Raw genomic sequence first — 15884 nt, forward strand, 5'->3', positions numbered from 1 at the left:
CCAACACACTCCCGCATCCTCTGCGGCATCCGACGGTTATTCACGGCCATAGGTTTGCCGATAGATGGACCAGCCTCCGCGTATTCGGAATCGACCAACTGCGCATAAGTCTCGCCCGGACCAAGCGCGGCCTGCGACGCGTCTGGGCCGTTGTGGTGAAGACTCCATGAGCGCTCCCAATCAAGCGCCGTGCCGAGTCTGCGGCGGCGATAGCAGCTTCACCTTCCGCCTTCGGGTTCTCGACCACGATGTGGCCTACTTCGACTGCCCCCGTTGCGGCTATTTCCAGACCGAAGCGCCCCATTGGCTGAAACAAGCCTACGCTTCAGCGATCAACGATGTAGACACCGGGATCATGTGGCGCAATCAACTGAACGTACAGCGGGTGCTCATGACCCTCAGCGCACTGGGAAAGCTGCGAGGCAGGATGATCGACCACGCTGGTGGATACGGCATTCTCGTGCGCCTTCTGCGCGACGCGGGCGTCGACGCGAGGTGGCGCGACAAATATTGCAAGAACCTGTTGGCACGGGGTTTCGAGGCCACCGACACCGATACCGCCACCGACCTACTGACCGCGTTCGAGGTCTTTGAGCATATCGAACACCCCTTGGATGAACTTAAGGTGCTAATGGCACAGGCGCCAGCAGTGCTCGTCTCCACGGATCTCGTGCCTTCCATCGGACCGCGGCCCGACTGGTGGTATCTCGGCCCGGAGCATGGCCAGCACATTGGCTTCTTCCGCGTCGAGACCTTGGCCTGGATGGCACGCGCGCTCAATTGTCACTACGCAACTGACGGACATTCGTTGCACTTGTTCTCCCGAGCACCCGTGCCACGTCTATGGCTACCGTTGCAGCGTATGAGGCGACTGGCCAAGCTTTTCACGCGAGGTCACTTGCAGCCTCGAATACAGACCGACTTCGAGGCCCTGCGACGAAATCGTCAACCGCGACTTCCTCAAGCATGAACCGAATCGTCTACGATTATCAGATCTTCGCATCGCAGCAGTTCGGTGGCATCTCACGCTACATCTGCGAACTGGCCATGCGAGTGCGGCAGGCAAGCGACTTCGAATCGATGGTGATCGCACCATTGCATTTCAACAACTATCTGGCCGCCTGCAACACTCCGCGAATCGGATGGCACCTTCCACTACTTCCACACACCCAACGCATCTACCGGGCGACCAATCGAGCGCTGTCGCCTGCGATAACGCGTGTACTGTCGCCCTCGCTTGTCCACCGCACGTACTTCACACCGCTTCCGCGGCCGCGAAAGACACCTGTGGTGATTACCGTCTATGACATGATTCACGAGATCTTCGCTGGCACCTATCCGAAGGGCGATCGGACCAGCCAGGACAAGCGGCGTAGTCTCGACGAAGCCGATCACATCCTCAGCATATCGGAGTCGACGGCTTCGGACCTGGTCCACCTGTTCGGAATTCCTCGCAGCAAGATCTCGGTCACGCACCTCGGCTACTCGGAAATATTCTCGGCACCTGCTCCATTGGGCGAGGTATCGCCACACGCTAGACCATACATCCTGTATGTAGGCAACCGATGGGGGTACAAGAACTTCGACCTTGCCCTCAATGCATATGCGTCCTCACTCGCGCTACGGGCATCATTCGACTTGGTCATGTTTGGCGGGCCGCCGCTGGGAACAACCGAACAGCAGCGTATCACCGGCTTAGGGTTGTCCCTTACTAATGTCGTACGTTTGTCGGGGTCCGACGTCGAGTTGGCCCGCGCGTACCGGCACGCCCGCGCGTTCGTCTACCCGTCGCGGTACGAGGGCTTCGGCATTCCCCCTCTAGAGGCGATGGCAGCAGGGTGTCCGGTCGTCGCGTCCGACGTGAGTTCGATTCCGGAAGTGGTTGGGCCCGCGGCGTTGATGTTCCCTCCCGATGATGTCGATGCAGCTCGCAGCGCCTTAGAATCGGCCTGCTTTGACAACCTAGCTCGCGATCGGCTCGTGGCCGCCGGACGCCGACGCGCGACAACCTTTTCGTGGGACCGGTGCGCACTCGAAACGTTGGCTCTCTATCGTCGCATCCTGAGTCAGCCGGCATGACGCGCAAATCTCCATTGCAGGCCACGCCCTGTCGCTGTTGACATCACGCCGAGTCCTGCGTATCGACTCCGGCTTGAAACGTGGGCCCGTTGTGGCAACCGGACGCAGCTCACGCGATGCCACCTTCCGAAAAAGACCAGGTCAACGTGATCTACGAATTCATCCTCAGCCACAAGCTGCTGACTGCAATCGCGGCAGTATGCCTAACAGTCCTCGCCTGTGCCCTCACCAGTCATGCGCGCCTATGGTGGCGCGCAATAGCGAATCAATATGCACCGGCAATGGCCACCGCATTCTTTGTGGTGGCACCCTTCAGCGATCAAAGGGTTGCTGGTGCAGATATGGTGTCCGGATTCGTATTCGAGTTCTGGATTCTGCTTCTCTATTGCTCTCTCTTCGTCCGCATGTACCAAAACACCGCGCTTATCGAGAGCGTCGATACGACTCGGCTGCTCCGGATCTCGATCGTGCTGCAATTGTTGGCCTCGTGGCCCATCGTGACTTCGCAGGGGTTTGGGCTTTTCTCAGAGGGATCGCGCATCGAGTACCTCTCTGATAGCTCCAGCGCGAAGTACTTCACTTACTTCGTAGTCCTCGTTTCAACGCTGCAGGCTCCGCTAATTGCCAACCGATTGACTAAATCCGGCAGACTTGGCATGTCTGGCGCTGTGGCGATAGGGTTAACCTTCACCCTGTCCCTCTTAGCGGGTTCGAAGGGAGGCGTCTTCCTCTGGTTTTTGTCCATTGCATCGTTGGTGGACTACCGACGTGCACCGATTTCTCGGTTCTCGGTCGTCTTCGTTGCAATCGCCGGCTGCGCATTGGTCGTAGGCTCGTCTATCGTTATTGCTGACTTTCTTGGAGTAAGGCTGGAAGAGTTTTTCGACATCGTGCTCAGCCGTTTCTTCTTGAACAACGATGCCCGGGCGCTGGCGTTTGATCAGCGGCCCGTAGCCCCGTTGACAACCTCGCTAATCGTCGAAAGTTTTCGTTCACTCGCAACCATTTTTGGTGCGCAGCCGCACGACAGTCCTCTCGGCATACTGCTGTATGATGAGCTTTTTGGTTTCGAAACCGGCAACGGCGCCAATGCGTCCTTGATGGCGCTAATCGTCTACTACTCACCGCCTGGTTACGCCGCCCTACCAGCGATTGTCGCATCATGCGGTGCGGGGGTTCTATTTACATTCTTCCGGATCGTCCTTCGAACACTGCGAAGGAGCGCCACGAAGGCGATCTTGCTCGCCTTCGCCATCATTGCGTTGCAACAGTACTCCCAGGACTTTCTTGCGTTTCAAGTAGTGATGCCCCTGGTCGTCGTCGCCATCGCCGCGATTTGGCTGTATGACCAACAATATTTCCGACGTGCGCGCCCTTCCCGTGACTATCAACACGCCTCCGCTTCTGACCGTCGTCATTCCCGCGCTTGAAGCCGACACCGAGCTGCGGCGCTGTGTCGATTCAATTCGGTTGGCTTGCCCTGACCCTCGATCGTGCGAGATCATCGTGGTTCTCCCTCCAGGTCGGATTGTGGCCGCCAGACAATGGCTACCCGATGAGACCTTGATTCCGGAGCGGCACGCGAGCATTTATGGCGCGATGAATGACGGTGCGAGAGCTAGTCGAAGCCGGTATCTCTATTTCCTAGGCAAGGATGACATCGTCTTGCCAGTGTTCAGAGATGTGCTGGAAGTCTTGGAGTCATCGCGCCCCAACGCTTTGTTTTTTGACGTCTACTGGGGGGCCAATGGCGTCTACAGTGGTCAGCCCTCTCGCTGGCGACTGCTTATACGCAATTTGTGTCACCAGGGAATCATCTACTCTCGCGAAGCCTATGACAAACATGGTCCCTACTTACGTCGAATGAAGGTGCAGGCCGATCATCTCCTCAACATCAGGTTGCTTTGGGACGGAAGCAGGACGACCAGTATCCTCTACATTCCTCGACCGCTAACCTGGTACTCAGGGGCAGGCTTTTCGACTCAACAGGCACGCGACCCGCTGTTCTGGCGCCTGTATCCCACAACTATGCGCAAACACGTTGGAGCCTGGGCCTCATGGTTGCTGCTCGCTTGGCGCACCGTCAGAGGCCGCTCTTCAAGATGAATCCGTTCGTAATCTATTTTCCTCAGTTCTATCCCACGCCTACAAACGACCGCGCATGGGGCCATGGATTCACTGACTGGTCTCTCGTGGCGAATGCCAACCGTCACGACATATGGCAACGTCGCGCTCCTCGTCGGGGCTTTTACAACGGAGCAGATCCTGCGATCCACGAGGCACAAATTGCGGAGATGATCGCAGCACGCTTGGGTGGCATGGCGCTCTATCACTACTGGTTTTACAGTCACCAAGAGTTACCTGCGTTCGAGCAGACGCTGCTTCGCAGTGACTATCAACCGCGCCTGCCCTGGTTTCTGATTTGGGCCAGCGAAGGCTGGTCGCGCCGCTGGATGGGCGATTCATCGTCGATCGTCTCATTGACCAATGATCCATCGGACGAACAGATTGCCGCCCATTGCCGCTATCTACTGGAATGTTTTGCCCAACCGTCCTATTTCCGATGGAAGGGTAAACCGTTATTCGTCTGGTACAACTTGGCGCATTTCGATCAGCCTGACCGCCTGATCGAACGCTACCGTGACTGCCTAGCGCGTCATGGTAGCGAAATTGCCGTTGGTCAATTCATCAAGAACCCCTTCGACGCTACGCTGGCTTCTCTTACGGACATCAACTACCTCTTCGAACCGCGTCTTTTTTTTGGCTTCCGACGAACCAGTCGCGGTACGCGTACGAAACAGATTTTTGACCTTGTTAGGAAGGTCGTTGGTGAAGTGTCTGCTCAAAAAATACTGACACTTGCTGATAGCCTTCAACAGAACGGGAGAACTTTTAGCGTCGAAGACTATCTTGGTTATCGGCACGGTGAGGAGCGCAATCGTTTCGTAGCGCGTTTACCTGGGGTCAAGCAAGAAGTCATATCGCCCGGATGGAACAATGCTCCGCGATATCAAGCCCGATTCACGGCATTGGGAAATTTGGATCCACAAGCCGTGATCGAACAGGTTAGATCGGCCGTAACGCAGAACAGCACGGTCCCACCGCTTATTAATGCGTGGAACGAATGGTCGGAAGGCGCCGCGATCGAGCCGTGCGCCTACCTCGGCACTCGATACATCGATGCGCTGATGACCTTGGATCATGCGTCCAACCAAGCGGCCATCCTGGAGTCCACATGACGCAACACGACGAGTACTTTCAGTACTTGCGACAACGCTCTCGCATCGGCCATGTGTATCGACGGCGAGTACTGTATCCAAGACTGATAGCTCGCCTACATGGCCGTCTACTGGACGTGGGATGCGGCGTTGGCGATATGTTGGCTTACCGGCCGAACAGTGTGGGCGTTGACATCAACGAACACGCAGTGGCGTATTGCCGTTTACTTGGGCTGGACGCGCAAATTATGGCTCCGGATCATTTGCCTTTCGACAATGGGAGCTTTCAAGCAGTCTTACTGGACAACGTTCTGGAGCATATTATCGAACCGTCACCACTGCTCGATGAAGTGCATCGCATCCTGCCCCCTAGCGGCCGTCTGCTGGTGGGTGTGCCAGGTATACGTGGATGGCATTCGGATCCGGATCACAAAGTTTTCTACGATGAAATATCGTTGGTTGATCGCGTCGGCAGTAACGGCTTCCAGTTGGTAGATGTCTTTTACACACCCTTGGGCCAATCGAACTGGCTCAGCCGCCACGTTCGCCAGTACTGCATCTATGGCGCTTTCGACCGTGTCTAGAATGCCCGACCATGAGCTTCGGTTGGCGTCGCCAGCAAAACCCCGGCTCACCATATCCATCGTTAGCCACGGACAAATTGCGCTGGTGAAGTTGCTGCTGTCGGACTTGGCAAAACTGGAAACAAGGCAATTCGAAGTTCTAGTGACAATCAACATCCCCGAAGACGAATCCGCATACCGAGAGCAGCCATTTCCCATACATATCATTCGCAATCCGACTCGCAAGGGCTTTGGCGCTAATCACAACGCCGCTTTTGAGCAAAGCAACGGTGACTACTTCGCTGTACTGAATCCCGACATCCGCATTTCGTCGCTTGATCTTGAGACACTGCTGGAACCGTTCTGCAAATCTCGGGTCGGCGCTGTCGCTCCGGTCATCCTGTCGCCCGACGGCCGGATTGAAGACAGCGCCAGACGATTTCCAACCGCTTGGGGACTCGCACGACGGTTCCTGCTTGCCCAACGCAAGCCAGACTACAGTTGGAACGACGCACCTATTGAAGTCGATTGGGCCGCTGGCATGTTTGTGTTGTTCCGACGGGAAGCCTTCCAAGCGCTCAATGGCTTCGATGACAAACGCTTCTTTATGTACTTCGAGGATGTAGACATCTGTGCCCGCCTTAGGCAGCGAGGCTTGTCCGTTGTGCTGCAGCCACGGCTGTCCGTCGTCCATGACGCCCAACGGGCAAGCCATCGGAGCATGAAGCACTTGCGCTGGCATATGGTGAGCGCCGCAAGATACCTGTGGAACTTCTGAGTCCAATGGCTCCAAGAAGCACACCGGCTGGGCCGCTGGGAATCGTCCTGAAGTAGCGGATCATCTCGGGGTGCGTCACCAGTACGTGACCGAGACGCACACAACCATGAACTTAGTGCCAGAGCGGCGTCAGCGCCGAGACCATCACCATCTCAGTCGCGCACCCAGTCGCACCCGTCACGTTGGCCAAGTTTACGGCCTTATCAGCGCTAGTCAGCACGAAGCGTTTGAATCTTCGCCTCGGCCTCCGGCCGCCAAGGTCGCAAGTAGATGCCCAGCGTATTGTCGCGCAACGCCGCCCAGGCGTTGTGCTCTTCCATCAGTGCACATGCTTGTAGGGTGAGCGTGGAGCACCACCCTGCTGGCGTCGGCGCGGGAAGTCGCACGCAGGTGCTTCAGATCCTTCGCCCCCCAATCATGTGCACCAACGGGAACAGCTGCCCCGATCGCAGATCTGGCCCAAAAACCTCGCCGATCACTCTCTCGGTGCAGGATACTGGTTCCAGTAACGCCAGGCCCTTCCTAAGATCACGAACGCAATTGACCCCATCAAACCGACGAAGGCGCCAAGGACGCCCCAGACGATCCGCTTCGGAAAGGAAGCTCTTTCTGGAGGGAGAGCAGGATCTATCACGCGAAACGCATACTGATCCGTGCCTTGCGCAAGCATAATCTTCTTGATCTGATTCTCGAGCAAGGTACTGATCGAGTTCTGGACCGCAACCACCGAAGTCTTCGTCAACTGGCGATTCAAATAGGCCACGTTGAGCTCGGCCTCTGCGATTGTTCTAGCTCGCACATGCTCATTCGCCATTTCGACCAATCCATTGGCCCAACGCGCTCCAACGTTTGCATCTGACCAGGAAATCGAAAGCGTTGATATTCCAGTCTTGTTAACGGTGTTCAGTCGCATGACCTCTGATTTGAAACGCTGCATAGCCTTCCAAGTCGTTGGCTGACGCTTAGGGTCCGCCTCCTTCCAGGCACTCCTCGCTTCGTCCCAAGAATCGACGTAGAGGACTGGCATCAGATTGTTTTGCGTAATGAACCGCTCAATGAGAGCCTGAGATTGGAGGATGGCTAAGTACTCTGCCTTGCGCTCGTTCCCTGACAGCGAGAGTCCACCAAGTGACGCCAGCCCGCCAATTTGGGAAGCTAGTGCGGCCAACCCCCCGGCTTGCCCCCCCATCGCATCGTCGGTTAGCGTCACAAATACCACTGCACTTTCGTACTTGCGCTTGAACAGGTAGCTGGACCCGAAGGCCAATAGACCGCAAACGATGGTCACGGCCGCGACTACGTACTTCCGCTTCCACAGTGCCGCCACGAGTTCTCGCATGTCGATCTCGTCGCCATCCAGAGTACGCTCTTCGTGGATCTGACTCATAAGACTTACCGCAACTCACCATCATGCGCAGGTGGACGACATGCATCCGCCGCGCCCATCAGAACGAATTTACAGATGCCGCCGAAATAGCCAAGCTGCGAACGATCGAGGTCACTGCCGACCAGAACGGAGGCGGCCTCATGCGCTCCGTATCGAACGGCGCAACGATCGTGTCGCCCGGCTTGATCTCTACTCGGCCGCCGCTGAACCATGCCTTCTCGCCGCTGATCGCAACGCTGGCTGACGGGCCAGCAGCTAGACCCGACAGTGCAATAGACCCGAGCTCAGGCACATTCAGGATCCCCCACTTTTCGAGCTTGTACGGGTTGCTACGCAGTAAACGAACGCGAAAATCCTCGAATCTCTCGACCTCGTCTTCCGCACGCTCGATTTCCTTGCGCTGATCCGTCTCTTCCGGATTCTCCTGAGACTGCGCAGCGCTTTGGACCTGCCCCGGAATACTGGGCTGGCGCCCAATACCGAGGCCCCCCGTTGGCGTTACTGCGAAGCTCTCGATCAAGACGCTCCCGCTCCGTCGAACGCTGAAACTTGCGGATTTTCAGGGACAACAGCACAGTGTCGTCGCTCTTAAGGCGAAGTTCGCCCTCAACCCGTTGATCCGCGTCTTCCCGCATCTCATCCGTGCGAGTGGGCTGCACAGTCCGCGGAAAATCCAGCTGACGATCGGCACGAGGTCGGCTGCCCGCAGATGACCGCCCGCCGCCCATGGACTCCATGATTGCCTCGGGGGAGAGGTTCTGGAAAACCTCGATCTGCTCAGCCGATGGCGTCTGAGCCTGGACAACAGCGGCGGAATCCAGGCCCGTAGAGGCGCACAGCACAAGAAATACAGCCCGCCACATGCATAGGCCGGAACGAGTAGATCTGACCATCAGGAGTCGCTTTTTTTGCTCTAGTCCCTGCGACGAGGGGCGGCAGTTTACACAGCTCAACTGTGGAGCGCGATGGAAAATCAGGCCGGAAAGTGTGTGCGTAAGCCAGACAGGCACGGGCGGAACGCTAGGCCGACGGGGGTCGTTCAGGGTTCACATGCCGGAGGTTCCCTGCAGTCCCGTCCATTAGCCCACCCGGAGCTCCCGATTGTGGCTTCTGAACCACTCGTACGTCGATCCAATTCCCTCAGACAACTCGATTCGCGGTGTCCAGCCCGCTGCGGTCAGTCTGGTGACGTCGAGCAATTTGCGAGGGGTCCCGTCTGGTTTGCTCGCATCGAATTCCAGCTGCCCGTTGAATCCTGTTATCCGAGCCATAAGCTCGGCAAGTTCCCGTATGGAAATGTCCTTGCCCCAGCCGACATTGATAAGTTCCTCAGCGTCGTACCCCCGCATCAGAAAGACGCAGGCATCCGCAAGGTCGTCGACATGCAGGAACTCGCGACGCGGCGTACCCGTCCCCCACACAGCAACAACCTTATCCCCACGCTGCTTTGCCTCGTGAAACTTTCGCAACAACGCGGGCAGTACATGGGAATTCTGTAGATCAAAATTGTCCCCTAGCCCGTAAAGGTTCGTCGGCATGACGGAGATGGCATTGAAGCCGTGCTGCCGGCGGTAGGCTTGACACATTTTCAGCCCCGCGATTTTGGCGATCGCGTACCACTCATTAGTTGGCTCGAGCGGACCTGTGAGCAGACAGCTCTCCGGCATCGGCTGCGGCGCAAGTTTCGGATAAATGCAGCTGGATCCGAGAAACAGCAGCTTGCGGGCGCCGTTGCGGTAGGCGGAGTCAATGACGTTCGCCTGAATCAGCAGATTGTCGCGAATAAAATCGGCCGGACACGTATCGTTGGCATGGATTCCGCCAACCTTGGCTGCCGCCAGGAAAACGTACTCAGGGCGCTCGATACAAAAGAAATCCTCGACGGCGGTCTGATTTCGCAGATCGAGATCCGAACTGCTTCGCGTGATGAGCCGAGTGAATCCTTCGGCATTGAGCCTGCGAACCAAAGCACCGCCGACCAGCCCACGATGCCCGGCAACAAAAATGCTCGCGTCTTTATTCATGATATCGATACGTCTTGAAGCCTTCTCGCGCTATCAACGAGTCACGCTTGGCGGATTCCAGATCCGCATCAATCATCTCGTCAACAAGCTGCTGGAAACTGACTTCCGCTACCCAGCCAAGTTTCTGCTTTGCCTTGGCAGGGTCTCCCAGCAGGGTATCTACTTCCGTCGGCCGGAAGTAGCGCGGGTCCACTTTGACAATCGTTCGACTGGTTGTCGCGTCCACGCCCTGCTCTTCAACGCCGTTACCGCGCCATTCAATGTCCATTCCTAATCGTGCACCGGCAATAGTGACGAACTCCCGTACGGAGTGCTGTTCACCAGTTGCGATGACGAAGTCCTCGGCCTGTGCTAGTTGCAGCATCAACCATTGCGCCTTGACGTAGTCGCGCGCGTGACCCCAATCGCGCAAGGAATCCAGATTCCCAAGGTACAAACAATCCTGCAGACCTTCTTTGATTCGCGCCAGTCCGCGCGTGATCTTGCGGGTGACGAACGTTTCGCCTCGCAGCGGAGACTCGTGATTGAAGAGGATTCCGTTGCACGCGTATAGCCCATACGCCTCACGGTAGTTCACCGTGATCCAGTAGGCGTACACTTTGGCGGCGCCGTAAGGTGACCGCGGATAGAACGGCGTCGTCTCCTTCTGGGGAATTTCCTGCACCTTGCCGAACATCTCGGAAGTGGATGCTTGGTAGAAGCGCGTCTTCTTTTCTAGCCCGAGGATACGGATCGCCTCCAGGATACGCAGTGTGCCGAGAGCGTCCGAGTTCGCCGTGTACTCAGGTGTCTCGAACGACACCCCCACATGGCTTTGCGCGGCGAGGTTATAAATCTCATCCGGCTGCACCATCTGAATGATACGGATCAGATTGGTCGCATCCGTGAGATCGCCGTAATGCAATCTCAGCCGCACATTGCGGTCATGCGGATCCTGATACAGATGGTCTATGCGGTCGGTGTTGAAAAGCGAAGCGCGTCGTTTGATACCGTGTACTTCGTAACCCTTCTCAAGCAACAACTCAGCCAGATAAGCACCGTCCTGACCAGTAATCCCTGTCACTAACGCCTTTTTGACCACTTCTGCCTCAGCTTGATACATATCAGTGGGCCGCGATGCTACCAGCTCCCGCACACTGATTCCTCTCTCGACTTCAACCTCAGCTGCGCCACCTGATCACTTGTTCAAGCAAGGCCCTCAGGGGCGCATCAGGTGCAGCCTGGCCCGGATCTTCCCCCGCCAGCGCCAGCGAATCCGCCAACTTCTCCCCAAGGCGTTGATTCCCCAAATGACGCTCTGCGCAAACATATTGTGCTCGTACAGCACGATCAGGCGGCCGAGAGTCTTAGGCACCCTCAGCGCGAGAAGAATGAGAATGAGAATGAGAGTGGCAGGGCGATTCCCCTTATCCAGGTTGTGCGGAATCAGGCGACCGATCTCGGACTCGCCCCGTTACCTTCTTCGCATCCCCAGTTATCCTGGATCGGCCAGCCAGGCCCGGCATGATTCAAGCCCCCAGTCGCCCATGATCCGGGGGGGGGTTGTCACCGAGTCTGGTCGGCGGCTGATGATCGCTAATAGGGGCTGGGTCCGGAGTCATTCCGAGGTCGCTCGTAACGTGGATGCCGAGATCAGTCGCCATGTGTCGCTGGCCGACCGTGTCAATCTCAGGAGTACACATGACTGACCTCGATCAGCATGAAGCCATCCAAGTCTTCGTCGGCGTCGACGTTGGCAAGGGAGCGCATCATGCCGTCGCATTGAACCGCGCTGGCAAGCGACTGCTCGACAGTGCTCTGCCGAACGATGAAGCCAAACTGCGAGCACTGATCGCCAAGCTCAAAGAGCATGGCCCCGTCCTGCTCGTGGCCGATCAACCCGCCACCGTGGGCGCGCTGCCCGTCGCTGTCGCACGCGATGAAGGTGCGCTGGTCGCATACCTGCCGGGGCTCGCCATGCGGCGTATCGCTGACCTGCACGCGGGTGAAGCCAAGACCGACGCGCGCGATGCCTACATCATCGCCGAGGCTGCTCGCAGTCTGCCGCACACGCTGCGCTCGCTGAAGCTTGCCGACCATGACGCCGCCGAGCTGACGATGCTGTGCGGCTTCGATGATGATCTGGCCGGCCAGATCACCCAGACCAGCAATCGCATCCGAGGCCTGCTGACCCTGATCCATCCGGCGTTGGAGCGCATCGTCGGTCCGCATTTGGATCATCCGGCGATGCTCGATCTGATCGAGCGCTATCCCTCGCCTGCGCAGCTCGCCGCAATGAGCGAGAAGCAGCTCGCCAACCGCCTCACCAAACTTGCTCCGCGCGTCGGCAAGACCTGGGCTGCCCAGATCATCCAGGCGCTCTCGGAACAAACCGTCGTGGTGCTCGGTACGCAAGCCGCCACCATCGTCCTGCCGCGCCTCGCACAGCAACTGGCGGCGCTGCGTCGTCAGCGCGAGGACGTTGCCCTAGAAGTCGAGCAACGGGTACTTGCACACCCTCTTCATCCGGTCCTGACCAGCATGCCAGGAGTCGGCATCAGGACCGCCGCCCGACTCCTGATCGATGTAGCCACTCGAGCGTTCGCCTCGGCCGCTCACCGGGCGGCCTACGCAGGTCTTGCGCCCGTCACGCGACGCTCCGGTTTCCATACGTGGTGAGCATCCGTCCAGGCGGGGGAACAAACGGCTGAAGCGCGCTGTTCCTGTCGGCCTTCGCAGCGCTGCGAGATCTCATCTCGAGGGCGGACTACGCTAGTAAGATCAGCCAAGGCAAACGCCACAATCAGGCCCTCATCGCGCTCGCTCGCCGGCGCTGTGATGTCTTGTTCGCCAGGCTTCGGGACGGGGCGCTATACCGCCCGCCGCAAGGAGAAAACCCGTTGACAACAACATAGAGGCACCCCCCTTGCAAGGCCAGTGCGGATCTGCGCCGCGTCCTGCCCGAAGGCAAAGGCCTGGATCTGGGCGAAGCGTTTTGGCAAGCGCGAGAGCAGCGCCGCGCGATTCTACGTCGTATTGATCTTCTCACCTGCGAACATCGCATCGATGCGGCGCGCAGTCCGCGGGCATGCGCCAGATTCTTCAGCAGGTCCAGCGTCTCACCGGTGACACGCTGACGCGAAAAGTCGAGCAGCAGATTTACTTCTGTACGGGAGAACCGCGGGAAGCGGTCAGTATCCTTACACAAATCCCTGAGATGCAGATTGCGTATCGTTTCGGCGTGCAACGCCAACGCGTGCCACTCGCGGATTCAGCTACCCGATTTATCGATCTACATACTCTCCCGCCACACCGAAGATCAACTCCAACGAACGCGGCTATTGTCGAGCCGAATAATTTGCGGCGATCCATTCGCGGTAGCTGCCATCCATGATGGCGCGCCACCAGACTTCATTGTCAATGTACCACTCAAACGTCTGGCGCAAACCCTCTTCGATCGAGTAGGCCGGCCGGAACCCCAGGTCGCGTTCGATCTTGCCGCAGTCTATCGCGTAGCGGCGGTCGTGGCCGGGGCGATCGGCGACAAAGGTGATGAGCGTATCGGCCGCGCGCTCCTTGGCAGGTGGCGAATCGGGAAAGCGTCCAATCAGATCCTGCCTGTTCCTGAACGTCTCATCGGCGATGCGGCAGAGCATTCTGACCAGATCGATATTCTCGCGCTCGGCGCGACCACCAATGTTGTAGACCTCACCAGGAATACCGCTCAACAGTACCTGTTCGATGCCTCTGCAGTGATCGCTGACATGCAACCAATCACGTACGTTCCTGCCGTCACCGTAAATCGGCAGTGATCTGCCTGCGAGGATGTTCACTATCATCAACGGGATCAGCTTCTCCGGAAAGTGCAGCGGCCCGTAGTTGTTCGAGCAATTGCTCGTCGTTACTTGCAGTCCATAGGTGTGGTGGTAAGCGCGGACGAGATGATCCGAGGCGGCCTTGCTCGCAGCGTAGGGGGAATTTGGCGCGCTTGGCGTCGATTCAGTGAATGCTGGATCCGTCGCCCCCAACGATCCATACACCTCGTCAGTGGAAACATGATGGAAGCGATGCGAGCATTTCTTTTCGTCCAACCAGACCTTTCGCGCTGCCTTGAGCAGTGAATGCGTACCAACCACATTGGTTTCGATAAAAACATCCGGACCCACGATCGACCGGTCCACGTGCGACTCGGCCGCAAAATGCACCAGCGTATCGACATCATTTTCGCGCAGGAGCTTCTCGACGAACTGTGTATCGCGGATATCACCGCGCACGAATGTGGCGCGACCGCCCTGAAGCACGGACTGCAGGCTGGCGAGATTGCCGGCGTAGGTCAGCGCGTCGAGAACTATGACCTGATCCGACGGATGCTGTCCGATCCAGTAATTTACGAAGTTCGCGCCGATGAACCCGGCTCCACCAGTCACCAATAACCTACCCAAACGCAATCTCCTTCATTACCCGGCGCAGTTGTTGACGCCAGTGTGCCGGAACGATATCCAGCGCCTCCACCGTCGCGCGCCTGTCGAGCACGCTGAAGGCCGGACGCCTTGCTGCCGTGGGATAGTCAGGAGTCGCGATAGGCGCAACATCGACATGGCTCCTTACTAGGCCTAGCAGCTCTGCTTCCTCTCCTATGGCCACTGCAAAGTCATACCAGCTGGCGACTCCCGCGTCGGTCCAGTGCCAAACGCCGGAAAGATCAGTGCGGCGTACGAGCTGCCACAAGACCGTCGCAATCGAATCCGCGGCCGTTGGTGTGCCGACCTGGTCAGCCACGACTCGCAACGGCCGTCCTTCTCGCATCAATCGCAGCATAGTGTTTACGAAGTTGCGGCCGGAGGCGTCATAGACCCAACTGGTGCGGAGCACCAGGCCGCGCGATCCGAGCACGTCCGACACAGCCTGCTCGCCGTTGAGCTTCGTTTGCCCGTACACACTAAGCGGCGCGGTCGTCGCGCCCGGAGCGTAGGGAGTTGATGTCTTGCCATCGAACACGAAGTCCGTGGAGATGTGGAGCATTCTGGAGGCAGGTTGCGCGGCTATCTCCTCGGCAAGCCAGCGAACGGAATCTGTATTGATCAGGCGAGCTGCTTCTGCGTCTGATTCGGCCTTATCGACTGCCGTGTATGCGGCCGCATTGATCAAGAGATCCGGCCGCAACGCCACAACCTTGGACCTGACGGTTCGTTCATCAGCCAAGTCCAATTCTGTCCGCGTACAGGGCAAAACCGTCACGTCCGGGGGTGCCAATCGAGACAACGCACGACCGACCTGCCCTCCTGCCCCGGTGATCAGCACCCTCACTCGAAATACTCCGCATCCCTGAACCTTGGAGCAGCCGCATCCTTACCAGACAAGCGCGGCTGCGCCGAGATGGGCAATGGCCAGTCGATGCCTAGGTCTTCATCGTTCCACAGAAGCGATCGCTCGTGCTCTGGCGCCCAGAAATCAGTGCACTTGTAGACGAAGTCTGCGACATCGCTCAGCACCAGGAAGCCATGTGCGAAACCTGCAGGCGCCCACAGCATGTGGCGGTTCTCTGCAGACAATTCGGCGCCGACCCAGTGACCGAAGGTCGGCGATGATCTCCTCATGTCGACTGCCACATCGAAAACCGCCCCGACGACAACTCTCACGAGCTTTCCTTGGGGTTGCCGGATCTGATAGTGCAGACCGCGCAGGATATGCCTGGCAGAGCGACTATGATTGTCCTGCACGAATGTTGACGGGATACCCGCCTCGGAAAATTTCCGCTGGTGCCAGGTTTCCATGAAGAACCCACGTGCGTCACCGTGAACTGCGGGCTTGATCAGAACGACATCTGGTATTTGCGTGCGAACGAATTCCACGAAG

15 protein-coding genes and 1 pseudogene are annotated in these 15884 nt (G+C 57.9%); 7 read left to right on the plus strand and 9 right to left on the minus strand.

Annotation, left to right across the window (positions count from 1 at the left end):
* Positions 1 to 166 precede the first annotated feature (166 nt).
* The 6 genes from VIZ63_RS15495 (at position 167) to VIZ63_RS15520 (ending at position 6638) form a co-directional block, all read left to right on the plus strand.
* Positions 167 to 970, plus strand: a complete 804-nt coding sequence (locus VIZ63_RS15495; protein ID WP_331610579.1) for a class I SAM-dependent methyltransferase — start codon at positions 167 to 169, stop codon at positions 968 to 970.
* Positions 967 to 2079, plus strand: a complete 1113-nt coding sequence (locus tag VIZ63_RS15500; RefSeq protein WP_331610580.1) for a glycosyltransferase family 1 protein — start codon at positions 967 to 969, stop codon at positions 2077 to 2079. Before VIZ63_RS15495 ends, VIZ63_RS15500 begins: the two co-directional genes overlap by 4 nt.
* A 116-nt stretch (positions 2080 to 2195) precedes the next feature.
* Entirely contained in the window at positions 2196 to 3509 is a 1314-nt protein-coding gene (locus tag VIZ63_RS15505) for a hypothetical protein (protein WP_331610581.1), read from the plus strand.
* Between the two features lie 672 nt (positions 3510 to 4181).
* A complete protein-coding gene (locus VIZ63_RS15510) occupies positions 4182 to 5318 on the plus strand; it encodes a glycoside hydrolase family 99-like domain-containing protein (protein ID WP_331610582.1) in 1137 nt (378 codons plus the stop codon).
* A complete protein-coding gene (locus VIZ63_RS15515; protein ID WP_331610583.1) occupies positions 5315 to 5881 on the plus strand; it encodes a class I SAM-dependent methyltransferase in 567 nt (188 codons plus the stop codon). The genes VIZ63_RS15510 and VIZ63_RS15515 overlap by 4 nt, the downstream gene beginning before the upstream one ends.
* Position 5882: 1 nt before the next feature.
* A complete protein-coding gene (locus VIZ63_RS15520) occupies positions 5883 to 6638 on the plus strand; it encodes a glycosyltransferase family 2 protein (RefSeq protein ID WP_331610584.1) in 756 nt (251 codons plus the stop codon).
* Between the two features lie 112 nt (positions 6639 to 6750).
* On the opposite strand, the gene VIZ63_RS25670 is transcribed toward VIZ63_RS15520, so the two are convergent.
* The 6 genes from VIZ63_RS25670 to VIZ63_RS25435 all read right to left on the minus strand — a co-directional run bounded on the left by VIZ63_RS25670 (position 6751) and on the right by VIZ63_RS25435 (position 11487).
* Positions 6751 to 6858, minus strand: a complete 108-nt coding sequence (locus VIZ63_RS25670) for a hypothetical protein (protein ID WP_414703804.1) — start codon at positions 6856 to 6858, stop codon at positions 6751 to 6753.
* 255 nt (positions 6859 to 7113) lie between these two features.
* Entirely contained in the window at positions 7114 to 8025 is a 912-nt protein-coding gene (locus tag VIZ63_RS15525; protein ID WP_331610585.1) for a Wzz/FepE/Etk N-terminal domain-containing protein, read from the minus strand.
* Positions 8026 to 8083: 58 nt separating this feature from the next.
* Positions 8084 to 8545 (minus strand): hypothetical protein, encoded by a 462-nt coding sequence (locus tag VIZ63_RS15530; RefSeq protein WP_331610586.1) that lies wholly within the window; start codon positions 8543 to 8545, stop codon positions 8084 to 8086.
* 559 nt (positions 8546 to 9104) lie between these two features.
* Positions 9105 to 10049 carry a GDP-L-fucose synthase gene (fcl, locus tag VIZ63_RS15535; RefSeq protein ID WP_331610587.1) on the minus strand — a complete coding sequence of 315 codons (945 nt, stop codon included), beginning with the start codon at positions 10047 to 10049 and terminating at the stop codon, positions 9105 to 9107.
* The gene (gene gmd / locus VIZ63_RS15540; protein ID WP_331610588.1) at positions 10042 to 11151 is read right to left on the minus strand and encodes a GDP-mannose 4,6-dehydratase; all 1110 of its coding nucleotides are present in this window, start codon (positions 11149 to 11151) and stop codon (positions 10042 to 10044) included. Before gmd ends, fcl begins: the two co-directional genes overlap by 8 nt.
* 96 nt (positions 11152 to 11247) lie before the next feature.
* The gene (locus tag VIZ63_RS25435) at positions 11248 to 11487 is read right to left on the minus strand and encodes a hypothetical protein (RefSeq protein ID WP_349261205.1); all 240 of its coding nucleotides are present in this window, start codon (positions 11485 to 11487) and stop codon (positions 11248 to 11250) included.
* Positions 11488 to 11729: 242 nt separating this feature from the next.
* Here VIZ63_RS25435 and VIZ63_RS15545 point away from each other — a divergent pair.
* A pseudogene (locus tag VIZ63_RS15545) lies at positions 11730 to 12943 on the plus strand (IS110 family transposase).
* A 423-nt stretch (positions 12944 to 13366) separates the two neighbouring features.
* Here the strand turns inward: VIZ63_RS15545 and rfbB are convergent.
* From rfbB to rfbC, 3 genes are read right to left on the minus strand one after another with little or no spacing between them, the layout of a single operon-like run.
* Positions 13367 to 14470 carry a dTDP-glucose 4,6-dehydratase gene (gene rfbB, locus VIZ63_RS15550; protein WP_349261203.1) on the minus strand — a complete coding sequence of 368 codons (1104 nt, stop codon included), beginning with the start codon at positions 14468 to 14470 and terminating at the stop codon, positions 13367 to 13369.
* On the minus strand, positions 14463 to 15335 hold the full coding sequence (gene rfbD, locus VIZ63_RS15555) for a dTDP-4-dehydrorhamnose reductase (RefSeq protein ID WP_331610589.1): 873 nt from the start codon (positions 15333 to 15335) through the stop codon (positions 14463 to 14465). Before rfbD ends, rfbB begins: the two co-directional genes overlap by 8 nt.
* The gene (gene rfbC, locus VIZ63_RS15560) at positions 15332 to 15880 is read right to left on the minus strand and encodes a dTDP-4-dehydrorhamnose 3,5-epimerase (protein WP_331610590.1); all 549 of its coding nucleotides are present in this window, start codon (positions 15878 to 15880) and stop codon (positions 15332 to 15334) included. Before rfbC ends, rfbD begins: the two co-directional genes overlap by 4 nt.
* Positions 15881 to 15884: the final 4 nt, after the last annotated feature.

Origin of the sequence: Povalibacter sp. (genome assembly GCF_036520495.1) — a bacterium.
GTDB lineage: Bacteria > Pseudomonadota > Gammaproteobacteria > Steroidobacterales > Steroidobacteraceae > Steroidobacter.